Genomic DNA, 19,417 nt, shown 5'->3' with positions numbered 1-19,417 from the left:
GTCAGGTCGGGTGCGTGAGCGAGCCGGAGTGGGGCCGGTGTTCCCAGCCCCGGTCGGTGCGGGCGAGTTCGCGGAAGCCGGCCGCGGTCAGCCGGGCGATCGACGTGGTGTCGGCGGCGGATTCGTAGTCGAGCACGCGGTCCGTGCCGGCGAGGTGCAGCCATTCGGCCGCGTGGGCGAGCAGGTGGCCGGTCAGGTCGTCCGCATCGGCGTCCGGTGCGACGTGCAGGTTGCCGATGTCGGCCAGGCCGCCGCCTCGGGCGCGGCGTTCGGGCCGGTCGAGCATGGTGTCGACCTCGATGAAGCCGAGTTCGCGGTCGCCGTGGCGGGCGGTCAGCCGGGTACCGCACTCGCCGACGGATCGACGCACGACGAATCGTTGCGCCGAGGGGTCGGCGCACGCTCGGCGGAGATCGGCGACCTCCGCGACCAGGACGACCTCGGTGTCGCCCGTGTGGTGGAACCCGGCACGCTCGAAGACGGCCCGGACGTGCGGCCACGGTCGCGGCAGGCCGTACACGCCCGGCGCCGGCAGCGCGCCGTCCGCGTACCGCACCCGCACGCCCCAGCGGGCCGACTGCGCCAGGCACGCCTGCATCAGCAGGTCGGCGGCCCGCTCGGCATCGGGCCGAAAGGAGGCGGCCGGCCGGCAGACGAACCAGTCGACCACACTCGCGTCCCGGTAGTCGGCGCCGACCTCGGCATCGTCGCGATAGCGCAGCAGATGCGCCGCGGCCACCACGCACCGGTGGTGTTCGGCCACCAACGTGACCCGTTCCGCGACCCATGGGTCGGTGACGAACTCGCCGGGCCGCCGGGTCAGGCAGTCGAGCACCGTGTTCACGGACACGGAGACACCCGGGACCACGGCGGCGACGTGGGCGTTGACGAGGTCGGTGAGTTGGTCGCGGTCGTCGCGACGAAAGAGGCGCACCGTGGGAGCGGACGAAGGCATGCGGAGAACTCCGTTGAAGATCCGACAGAGAAGCCGCCATGCGATGCGGTACCCGGCCGACGATACCCCAGACTCGGACCGGACCGGCCGACCACGCCTCGTTCCGCCGGCTCAGCGCGGCTCGTCGCCCTCGATGACGATGCGGTGCATGACGCGCGGGCCCCGGTAGTCGTACACCGCGTAGTGCTGGGTGCTGCGGTTGTCCCACAGCGCGATGTCGCCCGGCCGCCACGTGAACCGCACCTGGAAGTCGGGCCGGGTCACGTGCTCGAAGAGGTGCGGCAGCAGCAACTCGTTCTCGCGTTCGTCGAGTTCGACGATCCGGGTGGTGAAGATGCGGTTCACGTACAGGCATCGGCGACCGGTCACCGGATGTGTGCGCACCACGGGATGCACCACCGGCGGCAGCGCCTGCGGGTCGCCGCCGCGGTGCGAGCGCGACTTGGTGACGTCGTGCTCCGCGGTGAGGCCGTCCAGCAGTGCGCGCATCGGCGCGGAGAGGGCGGCGTACGCGCTCTCCATGTCCGCCCACAGCGTGTCGCCGCCGAGCGGCGGCAGCGACACCGCGCGCAACATCGTGCCCATCGGCGGGCGGGCCAGGAACGTCGCGTCGCTGTGCCAGATGTCGGCGTTGGAGACCTTGGGCCCGTCGCCGTCGGTGGCCAACACCATGACCTCCGGCAGGTCGGCCTCGGGCGGCTCGCCGAACGGAAAGCGCTGGAGCGCCCCGAATCCGGCCGCGAAGTCGCGCTGGCGGCGCGCGGAGATGTCCTGGTCGCGGAAGAACAGCACCTGGTGGGTGTGCAGCGCGTCGGCGAGGCCGGCGTAGGCGTCCGCGCCGAGATCGCGGTTCAGGTCGATCCCGGCGATCTCGGCGCCGATGGCGGGTGTCAGGGGGCGGACGTCGAACACGGGTACTCCAAGGCGTTGTTGTTCGATGCGATCGATGCGATCGATGCGATCGATGCGATCAAGCTTTGTGAGACAGATTGTCTTAATCAATCGACTGAGACGGAATGTCTTACACTCCTCCCGTGGATGTCAAGACCCGAACCCGCGCCCGCATCCTGGACGCCGCCGAGCGCCTGTTCGCCGAGCGCGGCATCGCCGCCGTGTCGCTGCGCGAGATCGGCGCCGCGGCCGGACAGCGCAACAACTCCGCCGTGCAGTACCACTTCGGCACCCGCGAGGCACTGGTCCGCGCGCTGTACGAGGACCGCCTCGCACCGCTCAACCTGCGCCGCCTCGACCTGCTCGCCGCCCTCCCCGACGAGCGCCGCGACGACCTGTCGGCGCTCGTCGACATCCACCTGCGACCGCTCGCGGAGGCCATGCGCGACGGCGCGCGCGAGAGCCACTACGCCCGGTTCGTACACCGCTTCACGCTCGAAGGCGAAGTGCTGTCCCCGCCGCTGGGTTCCGACGTCGCCGGCGGCGTGCGCGCCGTCACCGCGCTGATCGAGGACACCCTCGCCGCCGCCGAGCCGGACACCCCGCCCGCCGTGCACGCGACCCGGCTGCGGCTGATGTTGCTCCTGGTCACCGCGACCCTTGCCGACAGCGAACGCCGCCTCGACCAGGGCGCGGAACTCCCTCTGCCCTTCGAGGACTTGCTGACCGAACTCGCCAACGCCGCAGTGGGCGTACTGGATCCCACAGGAGCCGTGCGACGACGTTGATTCCGCGGGTCGACCGAACACACCGCGCGCCGTGCCGCCGCCGAGGACGCCGCGATTCCTATCCTGTGGCCTGTGACATCCGGATCAGATCACCCAGATGACCGCAACTCGGACGGCAAGCCGGAAATCGGACCGTCCGCCGGCTCGGCCCACGCGGCCTCCGGCGCTCCCCCACCGCACGACTCCGACCGGGCCTCCCGGTCGCGCGAGGCCCGCCAGTCGGACAAGCGCGGCGGCCCCGGCCACAACGTCCTGCTCCTGCTGATCCTGATGTTGCCCGCGCTCAAACTCGCCTGGACCGTCGGCGAAGGATCCGCGACCCGCGACGTGGTCACCGCGATGGGGCCCGCGAACTGGCCCGACGTCATCCTCGGCATGATGCTCGGCGACGCGCCGTTCGCCACCCTGCTCGCCATCGTGGTCTCGCGGATCAGCTTCGCGTACTTCGCCGCCCACGGGGCCGTACCCCGCGGCGACGACCGTATCTCCCGGGCCCGGGTGGTCGGGTTGTCCCTCGCGACGCCGCTCGCCTTCGGGGTGTTGATCGGTGTGTTCTTCGGGCCCTGGTGGGGGTTGACCACGGCGGTCGCCGCGGTCCTGCTCCGGTACGGCGTCATCGTCGAGTACCGCGCCGGACGCCGCGGCCGGCATCCCGAACGCCGCGCCCAGTCCCCCGCCCCATGGCGGCGCGCGGCCTCGTTCGGCCAGGCCGCCGCACTCGTGCTGACCGTGGTCGTGCTGCCCGTCGTCGCGCTCGCCGACGCCCTCGACGGCCGCTCGTGGGCCCCGGTCGTGCACTGCTCCGTCGACTACGGCCGCGGCCCCGCACCCGCCCGACTCATCGAACTCGACCGCGTCGGCAACGGCGTCGTCGGCTGGGACGTCGACGCCCGCGAGATCGCCAACGGCCTCGACTGCGCGGCGGACGATAACGACGTGATCCGCGAACCGTGGTGGCGTGACCGACTCCGATAGCGTCGAGCCCATGATCGTATGGCTCAACGGCACGCACGGCGCCGGCAAGACGACGACCAGTGCCCTCCTGCAACCACTGCTCCCGAATTCACGGGTGTTCGACGCCGAGAAGGTCGGCGAGACGCTCATGGACATCAAACCCGGGCTGCCGGCAACGGACAACTTCCAACACTGGCCGCCGTGGCGCGAGTTGGTCGTCGAGACCGCCCACCGCGTACTCGACTACACCGGCGGCACCCTGGTCATGCCGATGACAGTCCTGGTCGAGCAGTACTGGCGCGAGATCAGCACGGGCCTCGCCCGACACGCCGTCCCGATACGGCACTTCGTCCTCCACGCCGACCAGGACACCCTGCGCCGGCGCATCGAGGGCGACTCCCTCCTGGGCCCCTCCCCCTTCCGTTTCAAGTACCTGGAGCCCTACGCCGAGGCGGCCCGCACCTGGCTGCACGCCGAGGCCGAGGTCGTCGACACCACCCACCTCACCCCCACCGAGGCGGCGCTACAGATCGCCGAGGCCGTCGGCGAGGGCCGCGACGGGTAGTGGGTCGTCGTGCGCCGCCTGGGCTCGGCGCGGGTTCGGCTCGGTCAGCCTCGGATGTCGAACTCGCAGTAGTCGACGTCGGTGAGTTCGACCGCCTCCAGGTCCACGGCGCGGGTGCCGCTCTCCTGGAAGTAGGCCTGGTGCAGGCCGGCGGCGACGATGCGCTCCAGGTCGCGTTCGGGGGCGCCGGCGTGGTGGGCGTCGAACAACTCCCGGGCGCGGTCGGGGGGAAGGGGTTGGGTGATGCGGCGCATGCGGGGGTCGTCGGTGGAGCCGGCGGCCGAGGAGAATCCGAACCGGGCCCTGGTCTCGACGATCACCGCGCCCGCGGCGGCGGCGCGTTGTTCGGCGCGGCGGCGGACGCGGGGTTGCCACAGGCGGCGAACCTCCGCGTCGATCCGGGCGTTGACGGGGCCGGGCGGGTTCTTGCGGTCGCCCTTGAGGTAGCGCTCGACGGTGCGTTGGCTGACCCCGAGGAGCGCGGCGACGATGCGGGTGCGGTTCTGGTTCTTGCTCATCAGGAACCGTACGCGGGCCTTGGTGGACCGGGGCGGTTTGCGGGTGAGGACGTGCTGGGCGGCCTGGTCGAGGCCGTCGCCGATCTTGCCCATGCGGGTTCCTATTCGCCTTCGGCGACGGCGTCGACGCCGTCCTTGATGTGGCGGGCGGGGTTTTGTCCCTCGACGAGCATGCGCAGGGCCCATTCGAGGGGGCGGGTGCCCTCGTGTTTGACCATGCCCGGGCTGACCCCCAGGCGGAAACCGCCCGGGATCGGCTTGCCGTCGGCCGTGCGCGGCAGGACGTCCAGGGGGGAGGGCCCCTCGGAGAGGTAGACGACGCAGTCGGAGAGCACCGCGATGGGGTACAGGTCGGCGGTGGTGGCGAGTTTGCGAATCTTGCGGTGCATGCCGACGCGGGCGTTGGCGATCACGGCGGCGCGGATGTCGGGGCGCCAGGTCGGTCGCTCCAACGCGGGCCAGCGGTCGCCGGGGCGGTAGCGGGCGCCCTGGGGGCGTTCGCGGAGCTTGCCGATGCCGCCCTTGACGGTCGCCTTGATCGCGGCCAGGACGATCGCGCGGGCGGGGTCGGCGCGCTTGTGCTCGGCCATCGCGGCCAGGAACGCGGTGTCGTCGAGGTCGGGGGTGACGCCGAGGTCGGCCATGGTGGTCAGGTAGGCGTCCCGCAAGCGGGTGTACCAGGGGTCGAGGTAGGCGCCGTGCTCCGGACGGATCCACGCCTCGAACGGGTCGATCACGGCGCCGAGTTCGGCGGCGTAGGCGACGGTGGGGGTGGCGTACCAGCCGGGGCCGATCGGGGGCAGGCCGGTCGGGGTGAACGGGTTGGGCAGGCGGGGGTCGAGCTCGATGCCGGAGAGGTCGACGTACCAGCAGCCGGGAAGCTTGCGGTCGAAAGTCGGTGCCTCGACGTGGACCGGGGCGCCCAGGCCCACCGGCAGGCGGGACGCGGCGGCGAGGAAGGCGGTGTTGACGTCGAGGCCGACGGCGTACTCGCGGTTGCCCTCGTCGTCGCCGACCAGGTGGATGGGGCGGTGCCAGTCGTACGCCTCCTCCACCAGCACGTCGGCGCCGCCCCGGTTCTGCGCGACCGGGTGCTCGTCCGGGGCCTCCGGCGGCGCCGGGTCGACGGCCTCGGTCAGCGAACCGCCGACCGGGCCGGAGCGCCACTTGCCGGTGCTCTCGTCCTTGACGGCCTGGGTCGGCGGGCGCAGCTCGGTCATCAGGGTCAGACCCGCGACGGCGGTGGAACCGCGGGGGGTGACCACGCGGGTGGCGTAGGTACCCAGGAGTTCGGCCAGTCGCGGTGCGGGCAGGTCGGCGGCGTCGGCCCAGGAGCGGGTGTCGAGCGCGTCCCAGCCGAGGAAGGCGAACTGCACGCACTGCCGTCGGCCGCCGTCGGCGGGCGGTCGGTAGACCTTGGTCCAGGGGCCGAAGCCGCGCCGGGTCAGCCGCCAGCCGTCCTTGGTGACCTGCTTGACCAGCTTGTGGTCGTCGGGCAGGCGCAGGTTGCGGCGGTCCTCCAGGTCGGCGGGTACACCCAGGCGCTCGGCGGCGGCGGCGGTGACCACGACGAGCGGGTCGGCGTCGCGGCCGGCGCGGTGCAGGCGCTCGGCGCCCAGGCCGACGTCCAGGGCCCAGGTCACCACGGCGGGCAGCGACTTCGCGGGACCGGGCAGGATCCGACCGTCGACCAGGTACGCGACGAGCCGGCCCTTGTCGGCATCGAGGACGGCGAGTGGGCCTGCCGGGAACCGGGCGGCGGGCGGCGCGTCGGAGGGGGCGGTGTCGGCCTTGGCGGCCGTACGGGTGCGGGGCGGCGACTTGGGGGAGGCGGCCGAGGGGGCCGTGGAGGGGCGCGCCGCCGCAGGCGGGGCGGAGCGCGACGGCCGAGGGGGCCGTGGCGGGGCGGCGGGCGGCTGGGCCTCCAGCGGCGGAGGCGCGGCAGGCGGCCCGGCGGCAGGCGGCTTGTCGACGCCGCGCAACTGCGCTGCGGGCGTCGGCGGCACGGCGGGCGACGGCGGCGCGCTACGCACCCACGGCGCGGCGGCCGTCCTCGCCCCGGCCCCGCCCGGACCGAGCGCCGCCGTGAAGGTGGTGTGCGTGGCGGTGGCCGTCTCCGCTGTGGGCCCGGCCTCGTTGGGCCCGTCGAGTTCGTCGACCGGCCCGTTGGCGCCCTCCGCCGCGTCGGCCTCACCCGGGGACGGTCGCGGCGCGGGGTAGCGCTCGGCCAGCCCCGCCAACAGGCGCGCGTACGCCTGGCGTTGCGGTGGGCGCGGGTCACTGCGCCCCGCCTCCCACGCGACGACCGTCACCCGCTGGACCCCCAGCGCGTCCGCGACCCGCTGCTGCGTGAACCCGGCGGCCTTGCGCAGCCTCGCCCGCTCGGCCGGCGACGGGAGATCACCGGGCGCCTCGGCCAACAACGCATCCACGGCGTCGAACAACGCCGGTTGGGGCTCGGACATGATCCACCTCCACCGGCGAATCTATCAACGAGCACACTCCGGACCCGACATTGACCTTACATTGCGCCCGAACTCGCGACTCCGAGCGCACGGGGCTGCCGAGTCCCCCGCAAGGGTGAGTTCGGGCATGGGGCGACACATACCCGGAGAAGCTACCGACAGCCAACGACGGCGGCGCCCAGGCCGACCCGAATGTATGGGGCACCGCCCACCTCCCCGGCTACACCCCACCCCCGGCCAACCGGACTCACCCGCCGAAATTCTCCTGGAAGCCGCCCGGGGCGCGAACTCCCCCGCGTCCGTCGCCCAATCCCCCGCACGGGAATCCCCCTCGCGGGCGGCCCACGCCGATAGCCGGCCGACGCCTATGCGCCCTCGGAAGCGGCCCCTTCCACGATCGACAGCACGGTCGGGGTGGGCACGACCCGGACCAACCGCAGGCCCGCCGCGTCGAACAGTCGGGCGAAGTCCGCCTCGGTACGCTCTCGGCCGACCAGGGACGCCATCATCATCAGGTCCAGTGCCTTGCCCTGGTGCGGTTCGTTGCCCTGCGGCAGCACCGCGTCGACGACGAGGACCCGACCGCCGGGAGCCATCTCCCGGCGGCAGTTGCGCAGAATCCGCACACACTGCTCGTCGTCCCAGTCGTGCAGGATGCGCTTGATCAGGTACACGTCTGCGGCGGGAACGGAGGCGAAGAAGTCGCCCTCCGCCGTGGCCCAGCGGTCCGTCAACTCCGGGACATCCAGTCGGTGGCCGGCCAGGACGTGGGCATGGTCGTACAGGATGCCCCGCAGCCGCGGGCCGGCCCGCAATGCGGCCAGCAGGAAGCCGCCGTAGCCGCCGCCCACATCCACGAGCGTGGCCGCCTCGGGGAAGGCGTAGCAGGCGGCGATCGGCACGTTCTCCGCCTCCGACATGGAGTCCATGCCCGCGTGAAAGACGGCGGCGGTCTTCTCGTCCCGAGCGAAGTGCTCGAAAAACGGCACGCCGAAGATGTCCTCGAAGGCCGAGGAACCCGTTTCCAGGCAGCGGGTCATCTCCCCACTCGGCAGCCACATCGTGCGATCCGTCAGCATCAGAACCGCCGCGCGTGCCGAGACGGGCGCGTGCGAACGCAACGAGTCGCCCGCCGAGGTCAGCCGGAACCGGCCCCGGTCGTCCTCCTCGAACAACCCCCGGGTGGCCAGGAGTCGCAGCAGCCGATACAGATTGTGTTCCCGAGTGCCCGTCAGTCGCGCCAGCTCCGCCGCACCGAGGGGTCCGTCGGCCAAATGGTCCGCGACCCCGACCGCCGCGGCCGCGCGCAACGCGGCCGGATACAAAAACCCCAGGGCCTCCTCGACGACAAGGGCGGCACTGCGCCGCGCGGCCTCCGCACCCGACTCGCGGGAATCACCGTTCATGCAATCGCCTCCGAATGCCCGAACCATCCGAGTCACACATCGAGCAGGACAACAACTCGCCCACTCACGGCGGTTCCCCGCCGCCCCCGCACTCTTCCCCTCCATCACGATACGAAGGTCCATCATGACGTTCCGTGAAGCCCCACGGGACCCCCGACGCACACAACCGTCGCCGTCGACCGAAGGCCGCCTCCGACCGAAAAGCCTTTGCCCGAGCCGGCCCGGGTTGCTACGGTCGCCCCCGCGCGGGAGGCGCGCGATCAGCGGGACAGGGAGGTTGATGAATATGGCCGCCGTCGGCTCTCTTCGGCATACCCTCGTCCGTCCCGCGTACTGACACAGCGCGGGGCGGGTCGTTCAACGACCAGGAGTGACACGTGACTTCCTCCGCTTCATCGGCCCGCACACAGCTGACCACCGACCGCCTCGTCCTTCAGCCCTGGACCGCGGCCGAGGTCGGCGCCGTCCTCGACGGCACCGGATCGGCCCACTGGGCCGAAGACTTTCCCGCCGACGGCGACCGCGTCATCGCGGGCCTCTTCGACGACAACCCCGCCTGGCTCGGCGAATACGGCCACCACCTGATCATCGAGCGGGACAGTGGCCTCGTGGTGGGCTCGATCGGCCTGTTTTGGCCGCCCCACGAGGGAACGCTCGAAATCGGATACGGCATCGTGCCCTCCCGCCGCGGCCGTGGCTACGCCCCCGAAGCCGCCTTGGCCTCGGCGGAGTTCGCCCTCGGAGCACCCGGCGTCCACACCGTGTCCGCCACCGTGGAACTGTCGAACCCGTCCTCGGTCCGCGTGCTGGAGAAGGCCGGCTTCCACCGCTGGACCACCGACGAGGACACGGCCCGGTTCCGACTGACCCAGACGGCCGCCGGCGACCGGCGCTGACCCCCGGCCCCGGAAGCACACACGGCTTCCGGGGCCCATCCCGCATCCCGAACCCACGTGGGAGGGCCGTGCGATTGCGATATGGTTCGCGGCCGGGAACAGCGGGACATCGGCCGGGGGGCGACCATGGTGGAGGACTTCGGCCGGCGGATCGAGCCGTATCGGCAGGAACTGCTCGCCCACTGCTACCGCATCCTCGGTTCGGTCCACGACGCCGAGGACCTGGTCCAGGAGACCTGCCTGCGGGCCTGGCGGGCGCGCGATCGGTACGACCCGGCCCGCAGTTCGCTGCGGACCTGGCTGTACCGGATCGCGACCCATGCCTGCCTGACGGCGTTGGAGTCCCGCAGTCGCCGACCGCTGCCCTCGGGAATGGTCGCCGACAGCCGGCCGCTCGATCCGCTGGTCCACGGCGGCGAGGTCACCTGGCTGCAACCGATGCCCGACGCGCTGCTGCACCTGGGGGATCCCGCCGGCGCGGCCGTCGATCGCGGCAGCCTGCGACTGGCCTTCGTCGCCGCGTTGCAGCACCTCTCGGCGCGGCAGCGCGCCGCGCTGATCCTGCGCGAGGTGCTCGCGTTCTCCGCCGCCGAGACCGCGGACATCCTCGGTACGTCAATCGCCTCGGTCAACAGTTCGCTGCAACGGGCGCGGGCGCGGCTGAACCAGGCGGGTGTCCTGGAGGACCAGGTCGGCGAGCCCTCGCAGGCGAAACAGCGGGCCTGTGTCGATCGCTACATGACGGCGTTCGCGAACGCCGACGTCGAGGGGCTCAAGCGGCTCCTGACCGACGATGTGCTCATGGAGATGCCGCCCATGCTCAATTGGTTCGTCGGGCGCGACAACTACGGGCGGTTCATGGACTGGGTGTTCGACAAGGCGGGCACCACATGGCGGCTGGTCCCCGTCGCGGCCAACGGCCAGCCGGGGTTCGCCGCCTACAACCTCGGCGCCGACGGCGTGTTCGAACTGCACACGCTCCAGGTGTTCACCGTCACCGCTTCCGGCATCGGCAGGAACACGGTGTTCCAGGACGCCGAGGTGTTCGCGTCGTTCGGCCTCGCGCCGCGGTTCGAGGTCTGACGACCGGCAGGTCGTGTCCTCGATCCCCGTCGAAAAAAGTTCGTCTCGGCGCGATGAGTTCGGATCCCGCCGCCGGTATGTATCCGCGGAGCCACACACGACTCCCCGTGCGTCGCACAGCGCGACGATCCGCGGCAGTACGACCGGAACGAGGGACACCATGACCACGACCGCCAACCGCACGCGAACCGCGGACGAGACCGCCGTCCTCCAGGTTCTCAAGGGCGTGTACGACGCCTGGGACGCGCACGACGCCGACGCGTTCGTGGCCGACTACACCGAGGACGCCTGCGCGATCCTGCCGGGCTCCTACCGCCCGTCCCGCGAGGACGTGCGGCGGAGCATGGCGGCCGGCTTCGACGGCTTCCTGAAGGGCTCGACGACCGACAACAAGGTACTGGGCATTCGCTTCCTCAACGACGACGTCGCCCTCGTGGTCAGCGAGTCGAACGTCATCTTCCCGGGCGAGACCGAAGTACCGGCCGACCGCGCCGTGATCGCGACGTGGGTCCTGACCCGCCGGGACGGCAGGTGGCTGCTCGCGTCGTACCAGAACTCCCCCGCCGTCGTGACCATGGGCTGACCACCGCGACGGCGACGCGGGACACATGACCGCAGGACCTTCCCGCCGCGTACCCCACCCGGGTACGCGGCGGGCGGGGGCCTCGGCCACGGGCGGGGACGGCCGCCTCGCCGGCGGGATCCCGTCGATCGACGCAGACTCGAAGAATGGAGATCCGCCAAGCGCACGGCCACGTGACGCTCCCCGACCGCGACGACGTCGAGGTCACGCTCGACCTGTACGACTGGCCGCTCGACGGTGACACCCTCCCCCACAGGTGGACCGCCGTCATCGACGGCCCACCCGTCCTGGAGGCGGGCGTGGAGGGCGTCCTGCACCTCGACACCGAGCCGACCGCCCTCGGCCACCGCTTCGTCGTCGTGGCCGGCGGCGACCACACGACCCGACTTCTCGGCCGAGACCCCCGCTGACCCACCCCACCGAACCGGCGACCCACCCGTCGCGCGGGGTCGAAGGACAGGTGTGACGGTCGCGGACAGGGCATACGTGGGGGATCGAAAGATCACCGTCCGACCGGGTGGAGAAGGGAGCCGAATGCCGTCCGACGTCGATCTCTCGGCGGCGCTGTCCAGGGTCAAGGAGAGCGAGACCTCGCTGGTCGCGCAGGTGCTGCGGACCACCGTGGCGGCGGTGACCTCGTACGTCGCCGCGCTGCTGTTGACCGGCCCCGATCCACAGCCGATCCTGTCCCCGCTCACCGCGCTCCTGGTGGTCCAGGTCACCTCGTACGCGACGTTCACCACGGGTGTACAGCGCGTGGCCAGCGTGGTGTCCGGGGTGCTGATCGCGGTGATGTTCAGCGAGGCGGTCGGGCTCAACTGGTGGAGTCTGACCCTGCTGCTGTTGGCCTCGCTCGGTCTGGGGCACCTGATCCGGCTCGGCGATTCGATCAACGAGGTGGCGATCAGCGCGATGATCGTGCTGGGCGTCAGCCAGGTCGCCGACACCGCGTGGGACCGGATCGCGGAGACGCTGATCGGGGCCGCGGTCGGCATGGTGTTCTCCCTCGTCCTGGCGCCGCCGGTGCACGTCCGGCCCGCGAACGAGGCGGTGATGTCGGCGTTCGACGCGCTGACGCGACTGCTGGACACGATGGCCCGGGAGATCGGCGAGGACGTCAGCCACGCCCGGGCGCACGGCTGGCTGGAGGAGGCCCGCCGGATCGACCGGGACATCGTGCGCGTGGACGCCACGCTGTCGACGGCCGAGGAGGGCACCCGGCTCAACCCGCGCGGCAGACGGGCCACGGTGCGGGTGCTGGCGCTGCGCAGCGGCCTGGACACCGCCGAGATCAGCGCGGTGGCGTTGCGCATGGTGTGTCGGGCGCTGAGCGGGCTCTACGCGCGGGGTGAGCACGGCGAGCCGGCGTACACCGAGATCCCGTTGGCCACCGCGCAGTCCCTGCGCAGCCTGTTCCACTCGCTCGCGGCGCTGTTCGCGGCGTACGGCCATCTGGTCGTGCTGCACGGGCGGGCCCTGCCCGAGGAGGCCGCCCGAGCCGAGAACACCCAGCGCGAACGGCTGGCCGAGGCGCTCGAGGACCGCTCCCGCACCGAGGCGATCCTGCTCGCCGACTCGATCGAGAACCCGGATCGCTGGGAGCTGTACGGCACGCTGCTGACCGCCGTCGACAAGCTCGTCGACGAGACCCGCCCGGCAGGCACTCCGGGCGACCTGGCGCAGCGCATCGAGGAGCGGCGGCGGCGACTGGCCGAGGAGCGCCGGTTGCGCGCCGTGGTCGCCCGGCCCGGTCCGGTCCTGCGCGAGCGCATCCGGCGGGTGGTGGCGCCCACCGACCGCCTCCTCCGCGCCCCGCGCCGGCTGCCGCGGCCCCTGCGGCACACCCTGCGTCGCCGGACCTGACGGATGGGGGCGCCGGGTGGGGTGCCGGCCACGTGCCTGTCGAGCCCGTGGCCGGCGCCCCACCGCCGTCAGCCCGCCTGGGCGAGACCGGTGAGGCCGGGCGGCAGGTCGCGGGTGTGGACGACGCCGAGGCGTTGCGTCGCCCGCGTCAGGGCCACGTACAGGTCCGCCAGGGCGAACGCGGCCGGCTCCACGACGATCACCGCGTCGAACTCCAGGCCCTTGGCCTGCTTGGGATCGAGCAGCACCAATGGCCGGGTCAGGTCCGGCTCGACGCCTCGCTCGGCGTGTGGGATCGCCGTCGCCAGCGTGTCGATCAGCTCGCGCGGCGCGATCACGGCGACGCGGCCGTCGACGGGAACCCGCGCGTCGGCGCCGCCGGTCGCGTCCCCCGGACCCGCCTCCGGGGCGGCCCCTTCGTGCGCGACCGCCCACGCCACGGCCGCCGGCAGGTCCGCGGTGTGCCGCGACCACGGCTTCACGCCGGTCGAGCGCACCGAGTCCGGCGGTTCGAATCCGGGGTCGACGGCCCGCATGACATCGGCCGCGACCTCCATGATCTCGGTCGGCGTACGGTAGTTCACGCCCAGCCGCACCCGCTCCCAGCGGCCCTCGACGAACGGGACCAGGATGCGCTCCCACGAGCCGCACCCGCCCGGCTCCGAGGTCTGCGCGGGGTCGCCGACCAGGGTCATCGACCGGGTGGGGCTGCGCCGCATCAGCAACCGCCAGGCCATCGCGGACAGTTCCTGGGCCTCGTCGACCACGATGTGGCCGTACGCCCAGGTGCGGTCCGCCGCCGCGCGTTCGGCGGAGGTGCGGTGGTCGAGTTCCTCCTGCCGTTCGGCCAGGCGTTCGGCGTCCACGAGGTCGTGGGCGCTCAGCACCTCGGACTCCTCGTCGTCGCGATCCTCGAACTCCTGGGTGCGCGAGCCGTAGGACAGGTCGAGCACGCCTTGCGCGTACGCGATCCGCCGCCGGCGTTCGGCCGCCACCAGGGCCTGCGCCAAGGAGTCGTCCTCGCCCAGGAGTTCGGCGGCCTCGTCCAGCAACGGCACGTCGGCGACGGTCCATTCGACGCGGTCGCGGGTCCCGAAGACCGGGTCGTACCCGATCGGGCGCCGGATCGCGGCCGCGTCCTCGTCGGACAGGTAGACCGGTTCGGCGAGGTAGTCCGCGACCAGTTCCTGCGGCGTGAGGCGCGGCCACAGTTCGTCGATGGCCGCCTGGACGGCCGGACTCTCGGCGACCGACATCGACAACTGCGCGATCTCGCTCGAGCCGAGGAAGTTCGGCCCGCCGAACGGGTCGGCGCCGAGCCGGTCCACCAACTGCTCGGTCAGGCCGTCGATCACACGCGACGCGAATGCCGGGCGGGCGAGGTTGTGCGGCAGCGGCGTCGCCCGCGCCTTGCTCCGGGCGGCCTCGGCGATCGCCGCGTCGAGGTACAGGTCGCCGTCGTCGTGCTCGATGAACAACGGCGTCTCGGGCACCGTCTGCCGGTCGGCCACGAAGCGGCGCAGCACCTCGGCCATCGCGGCACGGCCCTTGACCTCCGCCGCCTCCGGGGTGTCGACGGCGGTGGCGGTCACGCCCGGGAACAGCTCGCCGGGGGTGGCGAATTGCACGCCCGTCTCGCCGAGGGAGGGCAGCACGTCCTCGATGTAGCCGAGGAAGGCGGGGTTGGGGCCGACCACGAGCACGACGCGGCGGGTCAACTGCTCGCGGTTCGCGTACAGCAGGTACGCCGCGCGGTGCAGCGCGACGACGGTCTTGCCGGTGCCCGGGCCGCCCTCGACCACCAGCACCCCGCCGTGCGGCGCGCGGATGATCCGGTCCTGCTCGGCCTGGATGGTCTGCACGATGTCGTGCATGCGCCCGGTGCGGGCCGCGTCGAGCGACGCGAGCAGCACGGCGTCGGCGTCCGAGCCCTCGAAGCCGGTGCGGGTGGCGTCGGTGAGGTCCAGGATCTCGTCGTGCAGCCCGGTGACCCGGCGCCCGGACGTGGTGATGTGCCGCCGGCGCCGCAGCCCCATCGGGGTGTGCCCGGTCGCCAGATAGAACGGCCGGGCGACATCGGCACGCCAGTCGATGACCAACGGCGTGCGCTCGGCGTCGTCGCGGCGGATCCCGATGCGCCCGATGTGATGGTCGGCGCCGTCGCGGAACAACAATCGGCCGAAACACAGGCCGTTCGCACCGGCGTCCAATGCCGCCAGCAGGCCCGACTGCTCGAAGACCGCGATGTCCCGCTCGACGCGTGCCTGCCGGGTGCCGTCGTGCTCGCGCCCGAGCGCGCTCTCGACGGCGGCCTCCGTTCGGGCGCGCAGGTCCGCGAGGTGCGCATACAGCACATCGACGAATTCCTGCTCGTGTCGCAATTCGGCGTTTGACAATTCGACTCCCGGACGGATATCATGTCGTCGTTGAGCTTTCCGAATACCATTCGGAATCGGTATTCAGAACCACCAAATATACCTCGCGAAAAGCCCCGGACGTCAAGTCGACCGGGGCTTTTCCGTGTGCCGCCCGGTCCGTCGCCGGGGGGCCGGGGTGGCGCTACTCGAAGCGTGCGGTGTCGCCCGCCCCGCGGCGGACGATCTCGGCCTCGTCGCTGGAGAAGTCGATGACGGTGGTCGGTTGGGTGCCGCAGTCGCCCGAGTCGACCACGGCGTCCACCACGTGGTCGAGCCGTTCCTTGATCTCCCAGCCCTGCGTCAGCGGCTCCTCCTCGCCGGGCAGGAGCAGCGTGCTGGACAGGATCGGCTCACCGAGTTCGGCGAGCAGGGCCTGGGTGACGACGTGGTCGGGAATCCGCACGCCGACCGTCTTCTTCTTCGGGTGCAGCAGTTGCTTCGGCACCTCCGACGTCGCACGGAGAATGAAGGTGTAGGGGCCGGGAGTCGACGCCTTGATCGCCCGGAACACGTCGTTGTCCAGGTGTACGAACCGGCCCAGCTGGGCGAAGCTCTCGCACACCAGGGTGAAGTGGTGCCGGTCGTCCAGCTCGCGGATCGCGCGAATCCGGGCGATGCCCTCACGGTTGCCCAATTGGCATCCCAGTGCGAAACAGGAATCCGTCGGATACACGACGAGCGACCCGCCGCGGATCAGGTCGACCACACTGCCGATGGTGCGTTGCTGGGGGTTCTCGGGATGCACATCGAAATACTTCGCCATGCGCAGACCTTACGGGGACCGGGCCGCGCCCCCGACCAAAGCCCACCACCCGACGGCGGCCGTTGCGGCGGAGGTCGAGGGATGAGGGGCTTGTCCGGCGTCACTTGTGGGGCCGCCGCACGATCCGAGGCGTAGCAATCCGGTGACATGGCGGGACCCAATTCGTCGAGTCTTCCGGGCTAACGTCGATCTTGCACGGCGCGCCACCGCCTCCCGTCCCGACACCGGAGGGAGTGGGCAACGTGTGCGTCCTCGATACCGATTGCTCGGGAGAAATCGCATGTCCCTCGTAACGATCCCCCGTACGAACACCGTCCGTACGCTGGCCGGCGCCGTGCTGGCGGCGGCCCTGCTGATTCCCACCGCAACGGCGTGCGACTCGGACGACAAGGACAAGAACACCGCGCCGGCCGCCACGGCCAAGGTGGGCGACAGCACCCCGCCGCCCGTCCCGGCCACCCCGCCCGCGACGGCCGCCGCACCCGGTGCACCCGGTGCACCCGGTGCACCCGGTGCGAGCGCACCGGCCGGCACGACCACCCCGAAGACCGGCACCCCGCCGGCCACGACGCCCAAGGGCGGCGGCGGCTCCTCGGGCGGTGGCAAGACCCTCGTGGACGGCAGCACCGCCCAGATCGAGGGTCTCGGCGCCCAGCGCTACCGTGCCAAGATCGTCAACGGCGGCCAGGTCCTCGCCACGCTCGAAACCAACGACACGGACGCCGGACTCGACGCCAACGGCATGTTCGTCGTGCTCTCGATGGACGGCACGATCCACTCCTGGATGGGCGGCCAACACACCGGTCCGGGCACCTTCCGACTCCCCGGCGGCTGGACGGCCGAGGTCACCAAGGTCGGCGAACTCCGCTTCCGTGCGCGGATCCTCGGCAACGGGGGTGCGGACTACGGGACATTGGAAGCGAACCAGCACGACGCCGGCGCGGTCGCCAATGGCATATACATCGTGCTGAGCGCGGGCGGCGAGATCAGCGGCCACGAGTAGAACCCCGGCGGGCCCCGCCGGTCGCACGGCGCGACGGTGGAGCCCCCCCGGCTGCTCCACCCCCGCCGAAGACGCAAACGTTCGGTCGGCAACGCCCCCTGGCGCGCCCGAAATCCGCTGCGAACCGGTCCGGGAATCGCCCGCCCGTGCGGGCACCATGCGAGGTCTTCTTCGCCCGTCTGCGCACGCACCCGGCGGACCGCCCCGACCCGATGGAAATCCCGTACCCGACCGACACGTTCGTCACGCACAAGCACACCATCTGACTCCGGACCGGGCCCCGACAGCGGCGATCACCAGGAGATACAACGGGAGTTGCAACGCGACCGGCAACGCGAGCGCCTACGGGGAATGGGACGAAGACTACGACGTGAGCTGCAGCGGAAGCCGCGACACGCGATACATCCGAGCACCCAGAGTAGTCTCATGGCGACGGATCGTCGCCGACGCCACGCCCATCCGGCGGGGGCTTTCCAAACCGCCTCGGAATTCGGCCTTTCGGCCGCCGGTCCTTGATCGATTGCACAATGCACAGGAACAGAGAAGAAGCATTCCGGATGCCACGACCTCGGCAGGCTTATGATAATACGCGCCCGTTGTTAGAGTGACACGGTAAATGCAGCGAGCCGGGCGGGGATTCTCTTCGCCGAATCAGCCAGCCGACGGAGGTGCACGTGTCGTTGTCCGATGAGGATCTTCGAGTCATCGCCGGAGACGTTCTGCGATCTGTTCGCTATCTCACCCTGGGTACCGCCTCTCGGGGCGGTGAATCCTGGATGACCCCATTGGCGCACGCCTGGGACTTCGAGGACCATTTCTACTGGATATCGGCCGCCGACTCCCGGCACTCGCGCAACATCGACGAGAATCCGGCCGTTTCGGTACTGGCCTACGACCTCGGCACGACCGGGACGGACCAGGCCCTGTTCGGCAGCGGAACCGCCCGGCGACTGAGCGACGACGAGGTCGCCGAGGGCTGCGCCGTCTACTACGCACGGCGCTACCCCGACCCGGAGGTACGGGTGAAGCGCGAACGCCCGGCGGACGACTTCCGCGGGGCGTCGCCCAATCGGCTGTACCGCGCCCGCATCGACGCCTACTCCCTGCTGCACCCGGACGGCCACCCCGTACACGGTGGCCTGGTCAGTCACCGCGTGACCGTTCCGTTCAGCACCGCGCAACTGCTGTCCGCCGACTGAGCAACCGGACGAATCGGGCGCCCGGACGGCTCGGGCGCCTTGTATCGTGACGCCCTCGGGGACGCGCGGGCGGGCCGGAACGGCCACCCCGAGTGAGGAGTCACGGTCATGCGGACGTATGCCGGTGAGGACGTCGTGCTCGGTCTCGACCTCGGAGGCACCGCCTTCAAGTCGGCGCTGATCGGCCGCGACGGCGCCCACGAATTCGTCGGCCGGCACCGCAGCGGGCGCGAACTGGGCCCCGACGCCGTGGTGGACCACGTGCTCGACCACGCCGCCGCCTCGGTGGCCGAGGCGACCCGGCGCGGCGCCGTGGTGCGCGCCGTCGGGGTCGCCGCCTGCGGGGTGGTGGACGAGGCGGCGGGGGTGGCCGTGTTCTCCTCCGCCTTCCGGTGGCGCGACGTGCCGCTGCGCGACCGGGTGGCCGAACGGCTGGGCCTGCCCGTGGCACTTGGGCACGACGTGCGCGCAGGCGGTGTCGCCGAGGCCCGCCTCGGCGCCGGCGTCGGCCACGACGTCTTCCTGTTCGTGCCGATCGGTACCGGGGTGGGGGCGGCGATCATGATCGGCGGTCGGCCGTTCGTCGGCGCGCACTGGCGGGCCGGCGAGTTGGGCCACACGGTCCTGCGGGCGCACGGCCGCGCCTGCGGATGCGGTCAGCGCGGATGCGTGAGCACCGTGGTCGGCGGGCCCGCCATCGCCCGCCGCCATCGCGAACTCGCGAACCCGGGCGACGGGTCGGCCATCGATGCCGCCGACGTCGCGCGTCTGGCGGCCGAGGGCGATGCGATCGCGGTCCGGGTGTGGTCCGAGGTGATCGACGGCCTGGCCGACACCTTGGTGATGTCCGTGACGATGCTCGATCCCTCCGCCGTCGTACTGGGCGGGGGGATCGCGCGCTCGGGCGACCTGCTGCTGTGCCCGTTGCGCGCGGAACTCGAACGGCGGCTGACCTTCCAGGTGCCGCCGCAACTGCTCGGCGCGCGCTTCGAGGACGAGTCGGGCTCGTTGGGCGCCGGCCTGCTGGCCTGGGACCTCTTGGCCGGCGATCCCCCGTCCGGCGCCTGA

18 protein-coding genes are annotated in these 19,417 nt (G+C 71.7%); 11 read left to right on the top strand and 7 right to left on the bottom strand.

What is annotated here, in order from left to right; all coding sequences use genetic code 11:
- Position 1: 1 nt before the first annotated feature.
- Together ACH4XV_RS28975 and ACH4XV_RS28970 are read right to left on the bottom strand one after the other, a co-directional pair.
- Positions 2–955: an N-acetyltransferase gene (locus ACH4XV_RS28975; RefSeq protein WP_395794790.1), complete on the bottom strand. Its 954-nt coding sequence runs from the start codon at positions 953–955 to the stop codon at positions 2–4.
- Between the two features lie 111 nt (positions 956–1,066).
- The gene (locus ACH4XV_RS28970; RefSeq protein WP_395794788.1) at positions 1,067–1,867 is read right to left on the bottom strand and encodes a TauD/TfdA dioxygenase family protein; all 801 of its coding nucleotides are present in this window, start codon (positions 1,865–1,867) and stop codon (positions 1,067–1,069) included.
- Between the two features lie 122 nt (positions 1,868–1,989).
- On the opposite strand from ACH4XV_RS28970, the gene ACH4XV_RS28965 reads away from it, so the two are divergent.
- The 3 genes from ACH4XV_RS28965 (at position 1,990) to ACH4XV_RS28955 (ending at position 4,153) form a co-directional block, all read left to right on the top strand.
- Positions 1,990–2,634: a TetR/AcrR family transcriptional regulator gene (locus tag ACH4XV_RS28965; protein ID WP_395794786.1), complete on the top strand. Its 645-nt coding sequence runs from the start codon at positions 1,990–1,992 to the stop codon at positions 2,632–2,634.
- Between the two features lie 72 nt (positions 2,635–2,706).
- Positions 2,707–3,609, top strand: coding sequence for a hypothetical protein (locus ACH4XV_RS28960; RefSeq protein ID WP_395794784.1), 903 nt, complete (start codon positions 2,707–2,709; stop codon positions 3,607–3,609).
- A 10-nt stretch (positions 3,610–3,619) separates the two neighbouring features.
- A complete protein-coding gene (locus tag ACH4XV_RS28955) occupies positions 3,620–4,153 on the top strand; it encodes an AAA family ATPase (protein ID WP_395795069.1) in 534 nt (177 codons plus the stop codon).
- 44 nt (positions 4,154–4,197) lie between these two features.
- On the opposite strand, the gene tpg is transcribed toward ACH4XV_RS28955, so the two are convergent.
- The 3 genes from tpg to ACH4XV_RS28940 all read right to left on the bottom strand — a co-directional run bounded on the left by tpg (position 4,198) and on the right by ACH4XV_RS28940 (position 8,542).
- Positions 4,198–4,764, bottom strand: coding sequence for a telomere-protecting terminal protein Tpg (gene tpg, locus ACH4XV_RS28950; protein ID WP_395794782.1), 567 nt, complete (start codon positions 4,762–4,764; stop codon positions 4,198–4,200).
- Positions 4,765–4,772: 8 nt separating this feature from the next.
- Complete coding sequence (gene tap, locus ACH4XV_RS28945; protein WP_395794780.1) at positions 4,773–7,136, bottom strand: telomere-associated protein Tap; 2,364 nt, start codon at positions 7,134–7,136, stop codon at positions 4,773–4,775.
- Positions 7,137–7,501: 365 nt separating this feature from the next.
- Complete coding sequence (locus ACH4XV_RS28940) at positions 7,502–8,542, bottom strand: methyltransferase (protein WP_395794778.1); 1,041 nt, start codon at positions 8,540–8,542, stop codon at positions 7,502–7,504.
- Between the two features lie 377 nt (positions 8,543–8,919).
- Here ACH4XV_RS28940 and ACH4XV_RS28935 point away from each other — a divergent pair, with 377 nt between their 5' ends.
- The 5 genes from ACH4XV_RS28935 to ACH4XV_RS28915 all read left to right on the top strand — a co-directional run bounded on the left by ACH4XV_RS28935 (position 8,920) and on the right by ACH4XV_RS28915 (position 12,967).
- Positions 8,920–9,438: a GNAT family N-acetyltransferase gene (locus ACH4XV_RS28935; RefSeq protein WP_395794776.1), complete on the top strand. Its 519-nt coding sequence runs from the start codon at positions 8,920–8,922 to the stop codon at positions 9,436–9,438.
- An 81-nt stretch (positions 9,439–9,519) separates the two neighbouring features.
- Positions 9,520–10,521 (top strand): sigma-70 family RNA polymerase sigma factor, encoded by a 1,002-nt coding sequence (locus tag ACH4XV_RS28930; RefSeq protein WP_395794774.1) that lies wholly within the window; start codon positions 9,520–9,522, stop codon positions 10,519–10,521.
- Between the two features lie 160 nt (positions 10,522–10,681).
- The gene (locus ACH4XV_RS28925) at positions 10,682–11,104 is read left to right on the top strand and encodes an SgcJ/EcaC family oxidoreductase (RefSeq protein ID WP_395794772.1); all 423 of its coding nucleotides are present in this window, start codon (positions 10,682–10,684) and stop codon (positions 11,102–11,104) included.
- A gap of 146 nt (positions 11,105–11,250) precedes the next feature.
- A complete protein-coding gene (locus tag ACH4XV_RS28920) occupies positions 11,251–11,514 on the top strand; it encodes a hypothetical protein (RefSeq protein WP_395794770.1) in 264 nt (87 codons plus the stop codon).
- A gap of 124 nt (positions 11,515–11,638) precedes the next feature.
- On the top strand, positions 11,639–12,967 hold the full coding sequence (locus tag ACH4XV_RS28915; RefSeq protein WP_395794768.1) for an aromatic acid exporter family protein: 1,329 nt from the start codon (positions 11,639–11,641) through the stop codon (positions 12,965–12,967).
- Between the two features lie 68 nt (positions 12,968–13,035).
- On the opposite strand, the gene ACH4XV_RS28910 is transcribed toward ACH4XV_RS28915, so the two are convergent.
- The gene (locus tag ACH4XV_RS28910; protein ID WP_395795067.1) at positions 13,036–15,348 is read right to left on the bottom strand and encodes a HelD family protein; all 2,313 of its coding nucleotides are present in this window, start codon (positions 15,346–15,348) and stop codon (positions 13,036–13,038) included.
- 178 nt (positions 15,349–15,526) lie between these two features.
- Positions 15,527–16,147 (bottom strand): L-threonylcarbamoyladenylate synthase, encoded by a 621-nt coding sequence (locus ACH4XV_RS28905; protein ID WP_380027591.1) that lies wholly within the window; start codon positions 16,145–16,147, stop codon positions 15,527–15,529.
- 280 nt (positions 16,148–16,427) lie between these two features.
- Here ACH4XV_RS28905 and ACH4XV_RS28900 point away from each other — a divergent pair, with 280 nt between their 5' ends.
- From ACH4XV_RS28900 to ACH4XV_RS28890, 3 genes are all read left to right on the top strand, one after another.
- A complete protein-coding gene (locus tag ACH4XV_RS28900; protein WP_395794766.1) occupies positions 16,428–17,150 on the top strand; it encodes a hypothetical protein in 723 nt (240 codons plus the stop codon).
- A gap of 668 nt (positions 17,151–17,818) precedes the next feature.
- The gene (locus ACH4XV_RS28895; RefSeq protein ID WP_395794764.1) at positions 17,819–18,349 is read left to right on the top strand and encodes a pyridoxamine 5'-phosphate oxidase family protein; all 531 of its coding nucleotides are present in this window, start codon (positions 17,819–17,821) and stop codon (positions 18,347–18,349) included.
- Between the two features lie 108 nt (positions 18,350–18,457).
- Positions 18,458–19,417 carry an ROK family protein gene (locus ACH4XV_RS28890; RefSeq protein WP_395794762.1) on the top strand — a complete coding sequence of 320 codons (960 nt, stop codon included), beginning with the start codon at positions 18,458–18,460 and terminating at the stop codon, positions 19,415–19,417.

This window comes from Embleya sp. NPDC020630, from assembly GCF_044334985.1.
GTDB lineage: Bacteria > Actinomycetota > Actinomycetes > Streptomycetales > Streptomycetaceae > Embleya.
This window is presented reverse-complemented; position numbering and strand designations above follow the sequence as displayed.